Source organism: Kosakonia oryzendophytica (genome assembly GCF_027886705.1).
Lineage (GTDB): Bacteria > Pseudomonadota > Gammaproteobacteria > Enterobacterales > Enterobacteriaceae > Kosakonia > Kosakonia oryzendophytica.
On the sequence record NZ_CP115659.1, the window covers coordinates 1,363,903 to 1,380,501 of the forward strand.

Annotated in this window: 12 protein-coding genes; 8 read left to right on the plus strand and 4 right to left on the minus strand. The window is 49.1% G+C overall.

What is annotated here, in order from left to right; genetic code table 11:
* The first annotated feature begins 158 nt into the window (after positions 1-158).
* From guaB to O9K67_RS06725, 5 genes are all read left to right on the plus strand, one after another.
* Positions 159-1,625 carry an IMP dehydrogenase gene (gene guaB / locus O9K67_RS06705; protein WP_061493728.1) on the plus strand — a complete coding sequence of 489 codons (1,467 nt, stop codon included), beginning with the start codon at positions 159-161 and terminating at the stop codon, positions 1,623-1,625.
* 58 nt (positions 1,626-1,683) lie between these two features.
* Positions 1,684-3,261 (plus strand): glutamine-hydrolyzing GMP synthase, encoded by a 1,578-nt coding sequence (guaA, locus tag O9K67_RS06710; RefSeq protein ID WP_061493729.1) that lies wholly within the window; start codon positions 1,684-1,686, stop codon positions 3,259-3,261.
* Positions 3,262-3,954: 693 nt separating this feature from the next.
* On the plus strand, positions 3,955-6,111 hold the full coding sequence (locus tag O9K67_RS06715) for an ATP-binding protein (protein WP_061493730.1): 2,157 nt from the start codon (positions 3,955-3,957) through the stop codon (positions 6,109-6,111).
* Positions 6,112-6,309: 198 nt separating this feature from the next.
* Entirely contained in the window at positions 6,310-6,630 is a 321-nt protein-coding gene (locus tag O9K67_RS06720; protein ID WP_061493731.1) for a hypothetical protein, read from the plus strand.
* 1,430 nt (positions 6,631-8,060) lie between these two features.
* A complete protein-coding gene (locus tag O9K67_RS06725) occupies positions 8,061-8,309 on the plus strand; it encodes a helix-turn-helix domain-containing protein (protein ID WP_061493733.1) in 249 nt (82 codons plus the stop codon).
* 52 nt (positions 8,310-8,361) lie between these two features.
* Here O9K67_RS06725 and O9K67_RS06730 read toward each other — a convergent pair whose 3' ends face one another.
* Positions 8,362-8,970 (minus strand): SMI1/KNR4 family protein, encoded by a 609-nt coding sequence (locus O9K67_RS06730; protein ID WP_061493734.1) that lies wholly within the window; start codon positions 8,968-8,970, stop codon positions 8,362-8,364.
* A 13-nt stretch (positions 8,971-8,983) separates the two neighbouring features.
* The gene (locus O9K67_RS06735; RefSeq protein WP_061493735.1) at positions 8,984-9,553 is read right to left on the minus strand and encodes a hypothetical protein; all 570 of its coding nucleotides are present in this window, start codon (positions 9,551-9,553) and stop codon (positions 8,984-8,986) included.
* Positions 9,554-9,701: 148 nt separating this feature from the next.
* Here O9K67_RS06735 and O9K67_RS06740 point away from each other — a divergent pair, with 148 nt between their 5' ends.
* Together O9K67_RS06740 and O9K67_RS06745 are read left to right on the plus strand one after the other, a co-directional pair.
* Entirely contained in the window at positions 9,702-10,085 is a 384-nt protein-coding gene (locus O9K67_RS06740) for a hypothetical protein (protein WP_061493736.1), read from the plus strand.
* A 153-nt stretch (positions 10,086-10,238) separates the two neighbouring features.
* Positions 10,239-12,212, plus strand: coding sequence for a tetratricopeptide repeat protein (locus tag O9K67_RS06745; RefSeq protein WP_061493737.1), 1,974 nt, complete (start codon positions 10,239-10,241; stop codon positions 12,210-12,212).
* Between the two features lie 64 nt (positions 12,213-12,276).
* On the opposite strand, the gene O9K67_RS06750 is transcribed toward O9K67_RS06745, so the two are convergent.
* Positions 12,277-12,468: a YfgG family protein gene (locus O9K67_RS06750; protein WP_071889906.1), complete on the minus strand. Its 192-nt coding sequence runs from the start codon at positions 12,466-12,468 to the stop codon at positions 12,277-12,279.
* Positions 12,469-12,814: 346 nt separating this feature from the next.
* Between O9K67_RS06750 and O9K67_RS06755 the strand changes: the two genes are divergently transcribed.
* Positions 12,815-15,043, plus strand: coding sequence for an EAL domain-containing protein (locus O9K67_RS06755; protein WP_061493738.1), 2,229 nt, complete (start codon positions 12,815-12,817; stop codon positions 15,041-15,043).
* Positions 15,044-15,060: 17 nt separating this feature from the next.
* Here O9K67_RS06755 and ppx read toward each other — a convergent pair whose 3' ends face one another.
* Entirely contained in the window at positions 15,061-16,599 is a 1,539-nt protein-coding gene (gene ppx / locus O9K67_RS06760; RefSeq protein WP_061493739.1) for an exopolyphosphatase, read from the minus strand.

The following is a 16,599-nucleotide window of genomic DNA, read 5'->3' on the forward strand; positions in this document are numbered from 1 at the left end:
TGAGCCAGATCAAATTCTAAATCAGCAGGTTATTCAGTCGATAGTAACCCGATACGAGGGGATAGCAAGTATTTTTCTTAAAAAAGTGTGGATGCAATCGGTTACGCTCTGTATAATGCCACGGCAATATTTAACCCCCCAGGTCAGAGATATTGCCCATGCTACGTATTGCTAAAGAAGCACTGACGTTTGACGACGTCCTCCTCGTTCCCGCTCACTCCACCGTTCTGCCGAATACTGCCGACTTGAGCACGCAGCTCACCAAAACCATTCGCCTGAACATTCCTATGCTCTCTGCGGCGATGGATACCGTGACCGAAGCGCGCCTGGCGATTGCCCTGGCACAGGAAGGCGGCATTGGCTTTATTCACAAAAACATGTCGATTGAGCGCCAGGCAGAAGAAGTTCGCCGCGTGAAAAAACATGAATCCGGCGTGGTTAAAGATCCACAGACCGTGCTGCCAACCACCACCCTGCGCGAAGTCAAAGAGCTGACCGAACGTAACGGCTTTGCCGGTTACCCGGTTGTCAATGGCGATAACGAACTGGTCGGCATCATCACCGGTCGTGATGTGCGTTTCGTGACCGACCTGACTCAGCCGGTCAGCGTTTATATGACGCCGAAAGAGCGTCTGGTGACCGTTCGCGAAGGCGAATCCCGCGAAGTGGTCTTCGCTAAAATGCACGAAAAACGCGTTGAGAAAGCGCTGGTTGTGGACGACAGCTTCCACCTGCGCGGCATGATCACCGTTAAAGACTTCCAGAAAGCAGAACGTAAACCGAACGCCTGTAAAGATGAGCAGGGTCGCCTGCGTGTTGGCGCGGCAGTCGGTGCAGGCGCAGGTAACGAAGAGCGCGTCGATGCGCTGGTTGCCGCCGGCGTTGACGTACTGCTGATTGACTCCTCTCACGGCCATTCCGAAGGCGTGTTGCAACGCATTCGCGAAACCCGTGCTAAATACCCGGACCTGCAAATCATCGGCGGTAACGTTGCAACTGGCGCAGGCGCACGTGCGCTGGCAGACGCTGGCGTAAGCGCGGTGAAAGTTGGTATCGGCCCAGGCTCCATCTGTACCACCCGTATCGTGACCGGCGTGGGCGTTCCGCAGATCACCGCCGTTTCCGATGCGGTTGAAGCGCTGGAAGGCACCGGCATTCCGGTTATCGCTGACGGTGGTATCCGCTTCTCTGGCGACATCGCTAAAGCTATCGCCGCTGGCGCAGCTGCTGTGATGGTTGGCTCCATGCTGGCGGGCACCGAAGAATCCCCGGGCGAAATCGAACTCTACCAGGGACGTTCTTACAAATCTTACCGTGGCATGGGCTCCCTGGGCGCAATGTCCAAGGGCTCTTCTGACCGCTACTTCCAGAGCGATAACGCCGCCGACAAACTGGTGCCGGAAGGCATTGAAGGCCGCGTTGCCTATAAAGGCCGCCTGAAAGAGATCATTCACCAGCAGATGGGCGGCCTGCGTTCCTGTATGGGTCTGACCGGCTGTGGTACTATCGACGACCTGCGTACCAAAGCGGAATTTGTGCGCATCAGCGGTGCGGGCATCCAGGAAAGTCACGTTCACGACGTGACCATCACCAAGGAATCCCCGAACTACCGTATGGGTTCTTAATGATTTTCGCGCCCGGTTTTACCGGGCGCTTTCGTAACTTGCCTCGGAAGTAGCGTCAATGACGGACAACATTCATAAACATCGTATTCTGATCCTCGACTTCGGTTCCCAGTACACCCAGCTGGTTGCGCGCCGCGTGCGTGAACTGGGCGTTTACTGCGAACTGTGGGCGTGGGATGTCACCGAAGCGCAGATCCGCGACTTCAATCCAAGCGGCATCATCCTTTCCGGCGGCCCGGAAAGCACCACCGAAGACAACAGTCCGCGTGCGCCGCAGTATGTGTTCGAAGCAGGCGTGCCGGTGCTTGGCGTGTGCTACGGCATGCAGACCATGGCCATGCAACTGGGCGGCCACGTTGAAGGTTCCAATGAACGTGAATTCGGTTATGCGCAGGTAGAAGTACAGACCGACAGCGCACTGGTGCGCGGCATTGAAGACTCCCTGACCGCAGACGGCAAAGTGCTGCTGGATGTATGGATGAGCCACGGCGACAAAGTGACAGCAATCCCGGCTGACTTTGTGACCGTTGCCAGCACCGAAAGCTGCCCGTTCGCAATTATGGCGAACGAAGAAAAACGCTTCTACGGCGTGCAGTTCCACCCGGAAGTGACCCACACCCGCCAGGGGCTGCGTATGCTGGAGCGCTTTGTGCGCGACATCTGCGAATGTGAAGCACTGTGGACGCCGGCAAAAATCATCGATGACGCCGTTGAGCGCATCCGCCAGCAGGTGGGCGACGACAAAGTCATCCTCGGCCTTTCCGGCGGAGTGGACTCTTCCGTGACCGCGATGCTGCTGCACCGCGCCATCGGCAGAAACCTGACCTGCGTCTTCGTGGACAACGGCTTGCTGCGCCTGAACGAAGCCCAGCAGGTAATGGACATGTTCGGCGACCACTTCGGTCTGAACATTGTTCACGTAGAAGGGGAATCCCGTTTCCTGTCTGCGCTGGCAGGCGAGAACGATCCGGAAGCGAAACGCAAGATCATCGGTCGCGTATTCGTGGAAGTGTTCGACGAAGAAGCCCTGAAACTGGAAGACGTGAAGTGGCTGGCGCAGGGTACCATCTACCCGGACGTGATCGAATCCGCTGCTTCGGCTACCGGTAAAGCGCATGTTATTAAGTCTCACCACAACGTGGGCGGCCTGCCGAAAGAGATGAAGATGGGCCTGGTTGAGCCGCTGCGTGAGCTGTTCAAAGACGAAGTGCGTAAAATTGGTCTGGAGCTGGGCCTGCCGTACGACATGCTGTACCGCCACCCGTTCCCGGGTCCGGGCCTCGGCGTTCGCGTACTGGGCGAAGTGAAGAAAGAGTACTGTGACCTGCTGCGTCGCGCCGATGCGATCTTTATTGAAGAGCTGCATAAAGCCGATCTCTACAACAAAGTGAGCCAGGCTTTCACCGTATTCCTGCCGGTTCGCTCCGTGGGCGTGATGGGCGACGGTCGTAAATACGACTGGGTTGTCTCCCTGCGTGCTGTAGAAACCATCGACTTTATGACCGCACACTGGGCGCATCTGCCGTACGATTTCCTCGGCCGCGTCTCCAACCGCATCATCAACGAAGTCAATGGCATCTCCCGCGTGGTGTATGACATCAGCGGCAAACCGCCAGCTACCATTGAGTGGGAATAAGATTTAATTCCTGCTGATATATTAAATATTAAATATTAAATATTAAATATTAAAGCCCGCGAAAGCGGGTTTTTTGTTTTGTCGGACTCGGTTGATTAGATTTTTTTTCTTCAAGAAAATATTTTTATGGATTGTCAGAGCTAGATAATTTTATAAGATAGAGATTATATATGTAGTGTTATGGCGATTTCTTTGAGAATATTATATATAATTAACATAACCAAATGATAACATTAAACTTTAAGTAATATTTTATTTTATTGTGAAGTAACACTGGCAATTAATTCCTATCTCTGAAAGTTTAGGTGTTATTGATTTTTTTGAGATGAAAATTAAATTGAAAATAATATAGGAGTTGTCTTAGTCTTGGTTAATCGCCATGTGATAACTTATATACACTCCTTGGTAGTATGAATTGAGTGTCAATTTGGTTCTAAAAATGAATATTGTAATTAATTTATGTGCATACAGCATGTCAAAATAGGTTGGTGCGCCAATAGCGGGCATTAGACTTTTAACAATATCGCAAAATCATGACATTCGACATTCATATGTATCAATGTTCGATGTTATAGCCTTATACCTTGTCTCAAGGATAGGTATGTTGAGATTTTTTTTTCGTTAGTTAAATTACTATTCATGAAGGTAAGGCACTAAATTAGGCGCGTTTTTTATCGTCAGAAAGGGATGAAGATGAAGCTTACTGTAGACCTTAGGAACTGTTATGGCATTAGTGAATTAATGCATGAGTTTGATTTCAATATCACTAAAGGCTATGCAATTTATGCACCCAACGGTTTCATGAAAACCTCGTTTTCTAAAACCTTTGACGATTTGGCTAAAGGAAAAGAAACAAAGGATTTGATTTTTCCAGATAGAGTATCAACACGGATTATTAAGGATGAATCAGGTAATGACATTTCTGCTGATTCAGTATTTGTTGTCGAGCCTTATAATGCGGATTTTTCATCTTCAAAGACATCGTTACTTCTTGTCAATAGCGACGTGAAGCAGAAGTATGATGATGCCCTCAAAGACATTGCAGATAAACAGTCGGCTTTGTTTGTGAAGCTTAAACAGTTATCAGGTTTGACTGGTAGGACGGTTACTCCTGAATATGAAATTCTAAAATGCTTCGACAAGAAGAATATTTCTGAATTAATTGAGTCCCTAGAAGAAAAAGTAAATATTGGAACTCCATCACAGCTTTCTACCGTAGTTTATGCAGAAGTTTTTAATGATAAAACTGTTGGGCTTTTGGAATCAGGCTCAATCAAAGATCAGCTTGAAGAATATATCAAAAAATATAATGAACTAGTTTCAAAGTCAGACCTTTTAAGCAAAAAATTTAATCATTACAATGCATCAACTGTCAACAAGCAACTAAAAGATAATGGTTTTTTTGAAGCTGAACACACGGTAAATCTAAAAACAAAAGATGGAATGAAGGCTATTTCTACTGCTGATGAGCTTGCCGAGAAGATTGAAGATGAAAGAAAAAAAATACTGACTGACAAGGATCTTGCTTCAAAGTTTGATGCAATAGATAAGAAGATTCAAAATATAGAACTGAGGAAATTCAGAGATTATCTCTTTGACAATCAGCATATTCTTACGTGCTTGAAAGACTTTAAAAAGCTTCAAAAGGAACTGTGGATTTCCTATCTGGTTGATCAAAAAGAGCTCTATGATCAATTTTTGGAAGCCTATAGAACGAGCAAGGTCACTATTGAAGAGGCTATTGAGCAAGCCAAGAGTGAAAGAACAGAATGGGAGGCTGTTGTTGAAGCATTTAACAGACGTTTCACTGTTCCATTCAAAATGAGTGTAGCAAACCAAGATGATGTGATCCTCAAAGGCTCGCAGCCATCAATTTTATTTAAATTTTCTGATGGTGATGGAGAAGGTGATGTCCCAAGAAACTCCTTGTTGCAAGTACTTAGTCAAGGTGAAAGAAGAGCGCTTTATATACTTAATATATTGTTTGAAATTGAGACAAGAAGAAAGCAAGGAACGACTACAATCTTGGTAATTGATGATATTGCGGATTCATTTGATTACAAAAACAAGTATGCAATTATTGAGTATCTGAAAGATATTTCATCTTCAGATAAGTTTCTTTGCCTCTTTCTATCTCATAATTTTGACTTCTATAGGACTATTAGTGGCAGGCTTGGGCTTAAGCGCGATTGCAAGCTCCATGCTGCAAAAACAGGAAGGAAACTGAAGCTTATTCAAGAAAAATATCAGAAAAATCCGTTTACCCACTGGAAGGACAATCTAACAATACCGGCATTTTGTATTTCGTCGATTCCATTTGTTAGAAATTTGGCTGAATACTGTGGTTTGGATGCTGAGTTTCTCAAGCTAACATCATTACTCCATGTTAAGGCAGATACTGACACGATGACGCTTGATGAGCTTTGCACCATATATAAGAAAATTCTTGCTGATAAGCAGCAGTTGATTTTGAACCCAAAAACGAAGCTTGTGATTGATTTAATAAACGAAGAAGCTGAGTCAGTTTTTAATGCACGAGATGAAACTGTAGAACTTGAAGGAAAAGTTACTCTTTCAATTGCTATTAGGTTGATTGCAGAGCGACATATGATTAAAACCATCAATGATTCAACATTTACAAGTTCCATAACAGAGAACCAAACGGTCAAACTTCTTCAGAAGTATAAGGTATTGGCACTTGGTAGTGTGCAAGATATTAGGATTCTTGAACAAGTAAACCTAATGACACCTGAGAATATCCATCTAAATTCATTCATGTATGAGCCAATTCTTGATCTAGGAATAGCTCACTTGAAAACACTTTATTCAACCGTGAAGAGTCTTCAATAACTGTTTTTACTGGTGCTATTACGATGATTCAGTGGTGGCGAAGTTATCTAAGATCGCTAGCATTAGGCACTTTTTTTCAACAGCGCTAAGTGATTTTATCGTTATATAGTATGATTTACTGAAATTACTCTACATGGAGTTCTAATGTAAGATATCAAATATCTCGCGTATTTATTTAAGTAACATAAAGGAGTGATTATGCACAACCAGCATGATGTTTTTATTGATGCTATACACACAAAAAATAAATTGAGAATTCGGTTCTATTCAGAAGATGATGGTGGTTACATTGAAAGAGTATGTGCACCTATGGATTACGCAGCTGGAACAAAAATAAAAGACGGGGTTCCACGATATTGGGTTTGGGATTTTGAAAGTGATAAAGCTAACCATACACTGCCATTAAGAGAAGAGCGTATTCAATATATGATTGATACAGGTGAGTCTTTTGAACCAGGCTCTTTTGTTTCATGGAATCCTGCTTGGGTAATCGGTAGGGATTGGGGACAATACAGCTAACTTTGATTAGCTGCTTTCACGCTGCCCGGAAGCCGCTTTTTAGCGGCTTTACTGTTATCTCTATTCCAATGAGCCCACAAATAATATATATAATGTTTGCATTTATTATTATGTAAAAAATAAGTCGCTCGGTCCTGTTATATTGTGGGCGCTAATTTAAATTTTCGTTCAAAAATAATCTGTAAGCGCCATAAACAGGAATCGGTATTTGCAATTTTGAGAATGTAAAGATGCTATAGTGTAGATAATTTTAATTATCTACAAAATACCTCTGTGCTTTCCTCTATGATGTTTTTTTACTCATTCATATGGATGATTGTAAGTGTAATGGTTTTTTAATTAATTACAGCAAAGTATTATTGGATTCCTTTCTTTGATTTTCCATGAAATGCTCAGACAGCGTTGGTTTGTCATTTTTATAAAATATTCAATTTTTTAGAATGTATTTTAATGGTGTTGTTGCATACATTTCTTTCTTCATTATCTCATGATGCAGATATTAATTATCTTTGTTGCTTTCTTTTGTATCAATTACGATACATGGATGTGGGGTTAGTGGGCATACAATTCTTGGTGACCTGTTGGGTATAGTACTTGCCGGAGTATTATAATAAAAGCCATCGCCAAAGCTAAACTTTTTTAGCTTGCTTAAAAAAAGGGTTAAAGGTTTGTCTTTTATATTCTGGAGTATTTTTCCAAGAGCACCTCTCATTTTTATAGCTATCAACCTGTCTTTCTTTAAGGTCGGAATATCTAACCTAATCTTTTCAGCAACGGCTATGCATTCGTCTCTATAAAGCGGACTTCTAGTTGCCAGGGAAATGACAATTCCTATTATTAACTCGCGCTGTTCTGGTAAGCATGAATTAGATTTGGAAAAGTTACAGTCATTATGGTTGAAATGCTCGAGACATATCTCCGATAAAAAACTTATTATTGTGTTTACATTATATCTGCTTTGTAAAAAAGCACTCAAGATTTTGATAAAAATCGTTTTTTCTCTGGGTTATGGTCGGGCTTAATTATAAGCCCGTTTTTATTAGTGCTACGTATTTGGGTTTTACTTCAGTGTTTTATCCTTTTACGTTTAGTATATTGGTGAAACCTTTTTGATTTATCCAATGTTTAGAAATGGTTTGTGGCCACCAATGGTGTTTTTCGCTTTTTAGATCTCATTATTATTCTCCAATATGCTTCTGTTATACCGTTTTTTGAAATAATTTACCATTATCCAGTACTTATTCTGGCTATGATAACTCAGCTCTCACGTTCGCTCCTTATTCTTAGTAGATACATCAGGGAAGTTCTTTTTTACATGATAAGCACGTAAAGAAAGATTATCTCCTCTTTAGTACCTTTAAAGAACGTCCATCTTAATGGATGTTAGCTTTAGCTCTTACCCTAACAGCCGATTGAAAAGGAGAATCACCATGGAACATCAGGACTGGCATCCGGCAGATATTATTGCGGGTTTACGGAAAAAAGGGACATCGTTGGCGGCGCTTTCTCGTGAGTCGGGGCTGGCTTCATCCACGCTCGCCAATGCCTTAACCCGACACTGGCCGAAAGGGGAGCGGTTAATTGCCGAAGCGTTAGATACCCGACCAGAAGTAATCTGGCCGTCGCGGTATCCGGGGTGTAAATCCGATCAGTGTGCATATGAAAAGCAGAGCGTATAAAGGCTGAAACATAAAACGGTAATGCTCCCATGCCAGGGGCATTACCGCCTTCTCAATAGATCCATTTCTCCACAATCTCATCGCCGAGGTGTTCGCGCAGCAGATCCTCATTGTCCTCCTCGTCGTGGGCGGCCAGTAGGCACTTAAACATCAGCACGTCGAGGTACTGACCCGCGTCGCTGAAGATCTGCGTCAGCATCGGCGAACTGTCGTGATCGAAATACCACACTTCGCCCGTTTCCCGATGGAAGCACCACAAATTGCCATTGCCAAGGTAGTCGCCAAAAGCAACCAACTGATCAACCAGCGCCGACAGTTGTTCTGCGTCGGGTGCATCTTCCAGGATGTCGCTAATGCCGGGATAAGCATTCAGCAGCGGTTCGATGCTGGCGTATTTTTCGGGCGTTACGCTGCACAGCCTTTCCGCCAGTTCCAACGCACCAATCTGTTCATGATAACGACGCAGCAAGGAGGGCAGGGCACAGTTCAGGCGCTGCTCCAGGGCATCGATCTCTTTGAGGGGCACAGGCGTGATGGGCGGCGGGTTATTCCACAAGTCGAGGTAAGCCTGCGCACAGGCGCGCCACCACGCCAGCCGCTCTGCTTCGTCGGTAAATGCTGGCCACGCAAGTGGTGGCAGAGCCTGGTTATCTGAAGTCATTATCGTGTCCCGATTAATAAGTCTGGCTGTCGACAGTGAAGCGGTAGTTCATATCCATATCGGCGGTTGCGTGCTCGCGTTCGGTTCTCTTCAGCACGAACTCAATAGCAGGCTCGTAATACGCGCCGCGCAGCACTTCTCCGGCGAGGATCTCAACCTCATACATGCCGTTATCAAGGTCTATTTGCGGTCGCCCTGGCTGGCGATAACGCGCCTCAAGCACGCGGATTTGCGCATCGGTGAAGTTTTGCAGGATCCGCCACGTGAACAGCATTAATTGCCGGTTTTCGATGCGCAGTACATAGCCGCCACGTTGGTGCTGCAAATGGCTTTCCGGCTTGAGCAGTTCCGGTGTCTCATCCGCAAGGGTGAAAATCACGGTGTAGGGGTAATTTTCAATGCCCGCCAGAGGGATGACAATGCCCTCCTGCACAGCCTGGTCGCCGCTGTCATTGCTGATAAACTCGGATGCCACATCGTCATCAAGTGCATGCTCTTCCTTCCAGGTCTGCAACAGGCGGATGTCGCCCAGCAAAAAGTAATCAATCAGATCGTTGAGCACCTCAACGAATTCATAGCGCATTATCCACTCCGGCGTCAGTTTTGCTGCCAGTTGAGGCCATCCTTCAACCGTTCAGCGGTGGTTGCCACCATAACTTATGGCTTTACTGAGTGTTTTCCTGAACGTTAATGTAATCGAAAATACGTCAACGTGCTGAACGGAGCGCGCAATGCAACGATTACGCTTGATGGGTGAGGGATATGAGCCTCAGGTATGGCAGGAAGGCGAGCGGCTGACCTACTCGCTGCCTGTGGAGTCCGGGTTTGTCAGCTTCGACTTCACATTTGAAATTCAGCCGCCGGATCTGGATGTGCTTCTTGCCGATGACTACCGCCGCGCGGTGCTGGAGATCGTCGCCCATACGCTGCTCCAGCGCGCGAGTGTGCGTATCAACTTTACCCAGAGCGACTTCGATAAACTGATCGCAGAGACACTCCATGCCTCGCCAGAAGCACTACAAACACTCATTGCCCGTGTCAGTCGGGATCATCACATTGGGATTGCGCAGTATGCGCAGCAGATCATGGCGCGGCGTAGCGGGGCGAAGGGGTAGCGGCCTGTCATTCTGGCTGGTATGTATCACGCCATATTCACCTTATGGCAGGGTACTAACCCCTCGTAATTAGTAGCTTTTTTTTGGACGAGTGGGCAGTTAAGGTCTAGTCTGATACTGTCCAAAACGTCAGCAACCCACAAGGCAACCGCCATGTTTAAACGCCTGCTCTCCGCCATCAGCGGCAAAAACGCCTCTGAGCCGACACCGGCCACCAATACGCACACCACGGAACCTTCACAAGACGAGCAGCCAATCGTGGCGTATGACGCCTATGGACGCGAGATGCAGATCCCGCGCAGTGAATGGCGCGAGAAGGTGTTTTTACCCTCGCTGGAACAGAAGCGTGATAACGCTGACGAACTCTATCAGGCCATCGTCGATGGGTTGAACGGTGGATTTGCTGCGGACCTGGTGCAGGCAGCCGAGCGCCTGCTGGAGATCGATCCGCTTCCTGAACGCAGCCATACCATTCATGGCATTGTACTGATGGATAACGGCCAGCTTACAGCGGCAGAGAACACGTTGCAGGCGGGTATCGCGAAAGCAGGGGCGACCGGTACGCTGCTCACCAATCTGGCGAAAGTCTTTTCTTCGCGCGGTGAAGAAGCGCGCGCAGACGAAACACTATGGCAGGCTGTGCAGGCCGATCCGAATCAGGAAAATGGCCTGATGTGGTGGGCCTCTATCCAGCAGGAGCGTGGCGGCGATGAGGCCTGGCTCGCAGCGCTGAAAACCGCTGCGGCGCTGTCGGGGAGCTGGCGTGCGCAGCTGTGGCTGGCGCGCCATTATCTGCAACAGCAGAATATTGCCGCCGCCCGCGCATTATATGCTGAGGTGCTGGCCGGGGGGCGGTACGACAGTGGCGCGTTGATGATGATTTCCGGCGATTTGGGGAATAACGGGCAGATCCCGCTGATTGTCGAATTGGTGGCCCCCGTGTATGACGAGCATCGTCATGATCCGATGGCGGGTCTCAATTTGCTACGTGCCTGGCAGGCGCTGGGCAATGCGCAAGAGGGCGAAAAACTGCTGGCGCGGATGTATGCGCTGGGTTATGCGCCTCTGAAGCCTCACCTTGATGAGTTTGCTCGCGCATTCCAGGAGATGAACCTGCACGATGCGACCTCAACCCCTGCCGATGCTGCTGAGCTGAAGGTCAACACGCTGGCGATCACCCAGCCGATCTGGCAATACGGCCTGTGTAAAGCCGACTGGCTGTTTGCGCACAAAACGGAAGATGCACCGTCTGTCGGCTTTTTTGCCTTGTCCAAAATGCAGAGCGGTCCTGAACGCACGGAGTCGCAGCGCGAAGATGATATTGGTCGCATGACGCGGGCGATATCGCTCTATTTTGCCGAAGCCGCACACTACTGGAGCGACTTCGCCAGCCGTTTCTATGTGCAGGTAGTGGAAGGGGGCGGGCCCGTGCTGATGGGGGGCGAAATCGATGGCCATGTGCTGTTCGATATTGTCCCGCCGACGATGAAGTTCTTTGTCACCGGGGAGATGGGCTGCACCGGTGAAGGCGAACAGCGTGAGTGGCAACTCTCGTTGAGCCTGTGGGACTGTACCACTCGGGCTAAAAAAGCCAGCATCACAGAACGTTGTGTGGAGGCGGATCTGGGCGCACTGGTGCTCAGTCTTGAGCAACGGCTACTTACGCAAATAGGCACGCCTCGCCAGCAGCCGCTGGATGCGTTTTATCTGCGCCCGTCTGCTGAGGCGATGGCGATTTACCTGGGGGAATTAGCGCAGGCATTCACCCTGACGCTGGTGGCGAATAACACTACCCCGCGCGAGGCGATGTGGGGAGAACGGGCGATGCTCGACTGGCCGCTGCAGATGGCGCTCCAATGGCCGCAGGTGGCGGTGCCAAAGTTAATGTATCTCTCCGGACTGGGTAAAGCGTTCGATTATCACTCCGACATCCTGGCTGAGTACCGACAACGCAGTCTGGAAATGCTGCGCGATGCTCAGGGGAGCAACAGCCCGGCAGCCTCGCTTGCGCCGCTGGTGTGGAAGATCTTCGGCATGGACGATGAATTCAACGCGCACAGGCAGAATTTACCGGCTGATACCACTCCCGCCTACCGCGACTGGTTACAGCGGGTGGCAGAAAAGTGAACATCTGGTGTTCAGATATGCGTAAACCCACGCGGTGAAGCGTGTCGTAAAGGGGCGTTAGATTTTAACGTTGGGCAGTGGAATCGATAGTCTGGCTGACTTGTTGCGACTGGACTTTACCCTGATGGTGATACCAGGCGCCAATAGTGGAATAGACGAAGCGGCCGAAGAAAAAGAGAAAGCTGATAAGAAGTACGATACGGGTCATGCGACTGTCAAATCGATGTCGTTTTCGCATACTGGGTGCCTGACTCACAATGGTTCCTTTAGGAAAGCCCGATAAACGGGCGACAATGACATTAAGGCACAGACTCCGGGGAAGGTCAATTCAGCCTGGCGCAAAAATGCCATGGATAAAAAATAAACAGAAATTATATAAGATAAATTAAATATTTATATGCGGAATATTATTTCTGCCCAAACGTAAAAAAGCTGTGGAATAAAATAGCTTGCCGAGATTTTCTTGATATATATCAATTATAAGTTATTGTTCAGCACTAAACTTTCGGTTTCTTCGGGCATTTGTACCCCTTGCCCGGCATGGCCAGGTTGAATGCCTGCCTGAAATGCCCACCAGGATCAGGTTTTTGCGTTGAGCATCTATGACATTGATAAAAAAATATAATCATCTGAAAGATCAGTGGTGGGCACTGCCTCTCATCGTCCCCTCGATATTGTTTCCATTATTTAGTCTGGCTAATGCATTTGTTTTAGTCTCCGGGCAGCATGTCATTCTTTACTATCTGCCGATGGCGCTGCTGATAAGCCTGATGATGTTTTACGGCTGGGCGGCGTTGCCTGGTATTATAGTGGCGCTCGTTTTACGTTACGGCACTCTCGAACCGCTCGTTTTGTTTCTGCAAAGCATGCGTTTACTGGTTCCGGTGATACTGAGCTGGGGCGGTTATCGCGTTTTTGTTAGCCGACGACACCGCGTGTCGTACGGTACATCGTTGCTGGTATCCCAGCGCATCTTCTGGCAAGCGCTGTGCCCGGCCACCCTTTATCTGATCATCCTTGAAGTGGGCGTCTGGCTGAACCTGTACGATATACCGCTCAGCGAGGCGAATGCGATGGCGCTCAATGTACCCATGCTGATTAATTATCAGGGGTTGCTGGTTGGGTTACTCACTGGCGTTCCCTTCAGTTATCTGGTGATCCGCGTTATTCGCCATCCGCGTTATGTCATCACCTGGTTCTCGCAGTTACGCCATGAGTTCGACCCAAAAGTCACGCGCGTGGAGGTGCTGATATGGTCGGTTATTGTTGCAGGAATCGTCTTTTTACTGCTGATGCCGCTTAACATCCACAGCTCAATTTTTAGCACCAACTACACATTATCGTTACTGTTGCCGGTCATGCTGTGGGGCGCGATGCGTTACGGCTATCGTTTTATCTCGTTTGTCTGGACGCCATTACTGATCGTCTCAATTCACTACCTTGACCGCTATCTGCCCAAATTTCCCTCATACGATGTGCAACTGGCAATCGTCTCCTCAAGCTACCTTGTGTTCTCGTTCATCATTATCGCCATGGCTGTGATGGCGACCCGGCAACGTACCGTGAACAGCCGTGCCCGCCGCCTGGCGTTTATCGATCCGGTAACGAATATGCCTAACCTGCGGGCGCTTAACCGTGCGCTGGCGGAAACGCCCTGGTCGGTGCTTTGCTTTTTACGCATACCGGAGCTTGAGCTATTAGGGCGTAACTATGGCGTGATGTTACGCATTCAGTACAAACAACGAATCGCGAACTGGCTACAGCCTTTATTGCAGGCGGATGAGTGCGTGTACCAGCTCTCCGGACACGATCTGGTGATCCGCCTGAATACCCAGTCGCATCAAACGCGCATTGAGGAGCTGGATGCGCGTATCAAACAGTTCCGCTTTGTCTGGGATGATATGCCGCTGCAACCGCAGGTCGGGCTGAGCTACTGCTATGTGCGTTCACCGGTGAAGCACTTATCGCTGTTGCTGGGTGAGATGAGCACCATTGCGGATTTGTCGCTGGCGACCAACCATCCGGAAAATCTGCAAAACCGCGGTGCAACGAACCTGCAGCGTGGCCTCCGGTTGAAAGTGGACATGATGAATCGCCTGCAACTGGCGCTGGAACAGGATCGGTTTGTGCTGATGGCGCAGCGGATCCATGGCGTGCGCGGTGACGATTACTACGAGATTCTGCTGCGGCTCGCCGAGGAGGGGGGCGAGAGCATCAGCCCGGATGTGTTTTTGCCGGTGGCGTATGAGTTTGGTTTATCGTCGCGCATTGATCTGTGGGTTATTGAGCATGTATTGCGCTTTATGGCGCAAAACCGCGAGCGTCTGCCTGCACAGCGTTTTTCCATCAACCTTTCCCCGGCGTCCGTATGTCGCAAACAGTTCAGCCAGGAAGTCCGCCGTTTATTGCGCAAATACGGCATTGAAGCCTGGCAACTGATTTTTGAAGTCACCGAAAGCAATACGCTGAGTAGCATCATGCAGGCGAACCAGACGCTGATGCAATTACAGTTGATGGGCTGTCGGGTGGCGATTGATGATTTTGGCACCGGTTATGGCAGCTATGCGCGGCTAAAAACGGTGAATGCCGATATCCTGAAAATCGACGGTAGTTTTATCCGCAATATTGTCTCTAACAGCCTGGACTACCAGATTGTGTCATCCATTTGTACCCTGGCGCGGATGAAGAAAATGCATGTCGTGGCGGAATATGTCGAAACGGAAGAGATACGCAGCGCGGCCGTTGCGCTGGGGATCGATTATCTGCAGGGGTATGTGATTGGTAAACCTGCGCCGCTCGAACAGCTTATTGCGCCGCCAGCGCAGGTTTGATGAGGCTGCGTGGCGGATCAGGCCGCCACGTCAGATTGCTCTTCTTCGATTTTCAACCGCCAGCCGGTTACGGCTTCCCAGTATTCCTGCTCTTTTTCCAGATCGAGCAGCACCAGCGCATTCTGGCTGAACCAGTCATACGGGAAACTGAGCGTCCAGTGATTGTCATCCGTTTTCAGGCGCAGCGTCGGCGGCGTGGTGGTCGCCTGGCGCTGGTTATTCAGCAACACGCCCAGACGTAAAATTTGCACCAGCGGCAAATACTGCTTCTTCTTGAATAGCGTAAACCGCGGCAGATCGTCGAGCTTGATCCCTTTACGATGGCAGCGAACCAGCGTCGCCATCATCAGTTGTTGCTCCTGGTTAAAGCCCGGCAAATCGCTGTTTTGCAGAATATACGCGGAATGACGATGCATACCGCTGTGGTTAATGTTCAGCCCCACCTCATGCAGCATCGCCGCCCACTTCAACAATGCCGCCAGTTGCGGGTTGGCGAGCTTCGGGTTTTGCGCTTGCCACTGATCGTACATCTGGGTGGTGGTATCCAGCACACGACGCGCCTGTTCGCGGTCAATATTGTACTGGCTGGCAAGGCTCTGTGCCGTGCGGCTACGAATGTCCTGGTGACGGAAACGGCCTTCCATCTCATACAGAACGCCTTCACGCAGTGCACCATCGGACAGGCGCAGCTCGCGGATAGCCAGCGCATCGAATACGCCGCACAGGATTGCCAGGCCCGGCACAAACACCACTTTGCGCTCTTCGGAAAGCCCTGGCAGGCTGAGTTCAGCGAAGTTTTTATACTTCAGCACCTCAGCGACCAGCTTTTCCAGACGTTCCGGGGTGATGATGCCATCTTTCTCACCGGAGGCCAGCAGCACTTCATGGGCGGCTTTAATGCTGCCGGAGGCACCAAGCGCCACATTCCAACCCTGAATGCGGAACTGCCACGCCAGCGACTCCAGCTTTTGCGTCGCAGCCATGCGCGCACGACGGAAGTTTTCGCCGTTAATGGTGCCACCGGGGAAATAGAGTTGTGCGAAACTGACACAGCCCATCCGGCGGCTTTCAACCAGTTTCGGTTCGAAATCTTCTCCGATCACCAGTTCCGTCGAGCCGCCGCCGATATCGATGACCAGCTTGCGGCCTTTTTCTGGCTGCGTGTGCTCTACGCCCATAAAAATCAAACGGGCTTCTTCATTGCCCGAAATGATCTCAATCGGGTAGGGGATCACTTTCTCGGCGCGTTTGAGAAAGTCCGTGGCATTCAGCGCCTGGCGCAGAGTATGCGTGCCGACGATGCAAACGCTTGAGGGATCGAAACCCTGCAAGCGCTCGGCAAAAAGCGACAGGCAGGCCAGCCCGCGCTCTATGGCCTCTTCGCTCAGCATGTTATTGCTGTCCAGTCCATCCGCCAGATGAACGCGTTGCTTGAGGCGGCCAATGATCTGCATGGCGCCGTCCACCACACGCGCTATCACCATGTGGAAACTGTTGGAACCCAAATCGACCGCAGCAAACTCTTCTGGTCGTGGTGTCTTCTCTTGTATCGGCAT

Coding starts and splice junctions, on each gene's coding strand:
- guaB (WP_061493728.1), top strand. CDS start 159: ATGCTACGTATTGCTAAAGAAGCACTGACGTTTGACGACGTCCTCCTC.
- guaA (WP_061493729.1), top strand. CDS start 1,684: ATGACGGACAACATTCATAAACATCGTATTCTGATCCTCGACTTCGGT.
- O9K67_RS06715 (WP_061493730.1), top strand. CDS start 3,955: ATGAAGCTTACTGTAGACCTTAGGAACTGTTATGGCATTAGTGAATTA.
- O9K67_RS06720 (WP_061493731.1), top strand. CDS start 6,310: ATGCACAACCAGCATGATGTTTTTATTGATGCTATACACACAAAAAAT.
- O9K67_RS06725 (WP_061493733.1), top strand. CDS start 8,061: ATGGAACATCAGGACTGGCATCCGGCAGATATTATTGCGGGTTTACGG.
- O9K67_RS06730 (WP_061493734.1), bottom strand. CDS start 8,970: ATGACTTCAGATAACCAGGCTCTGCCACCACTTGCGTGGCCAGCATTT.
- O9K67_RS06735 (WP_061493735.1), bottom strand. CDS start 9,553: ATGCGCTATGAATTCGTTGAGGTGCTCAACGATCTGATTGATTACTTT.
- O9K67_RS06740 (WP_061493736.1), top strand. CDS start 9,702: ATGCAACGATTACGCTTGATGGGTGAGGGATATGAGCCTCAGGTATGG.
- O9K67_RS06745 (WP_061493737.1), top strand. CDS start 10,239: ATGTTTAAACGCCTGCTCTCCGCCATCAGCGGCAAAAACGCCTCTGAG.
- O9K67_RS06755 (WP_061493738.1), top strand. CDS start 12,815: ATGACATTGATAAAAAAATATAATCATCTGAAAGATCAGTGGTGGGCA.
- ppx (WP_061493739.1), bottom strand. CDS start 16,599: ATGCCGATACAAGAGAAGACACCACGACCAGAAGAGTTTGCTGCGGTC.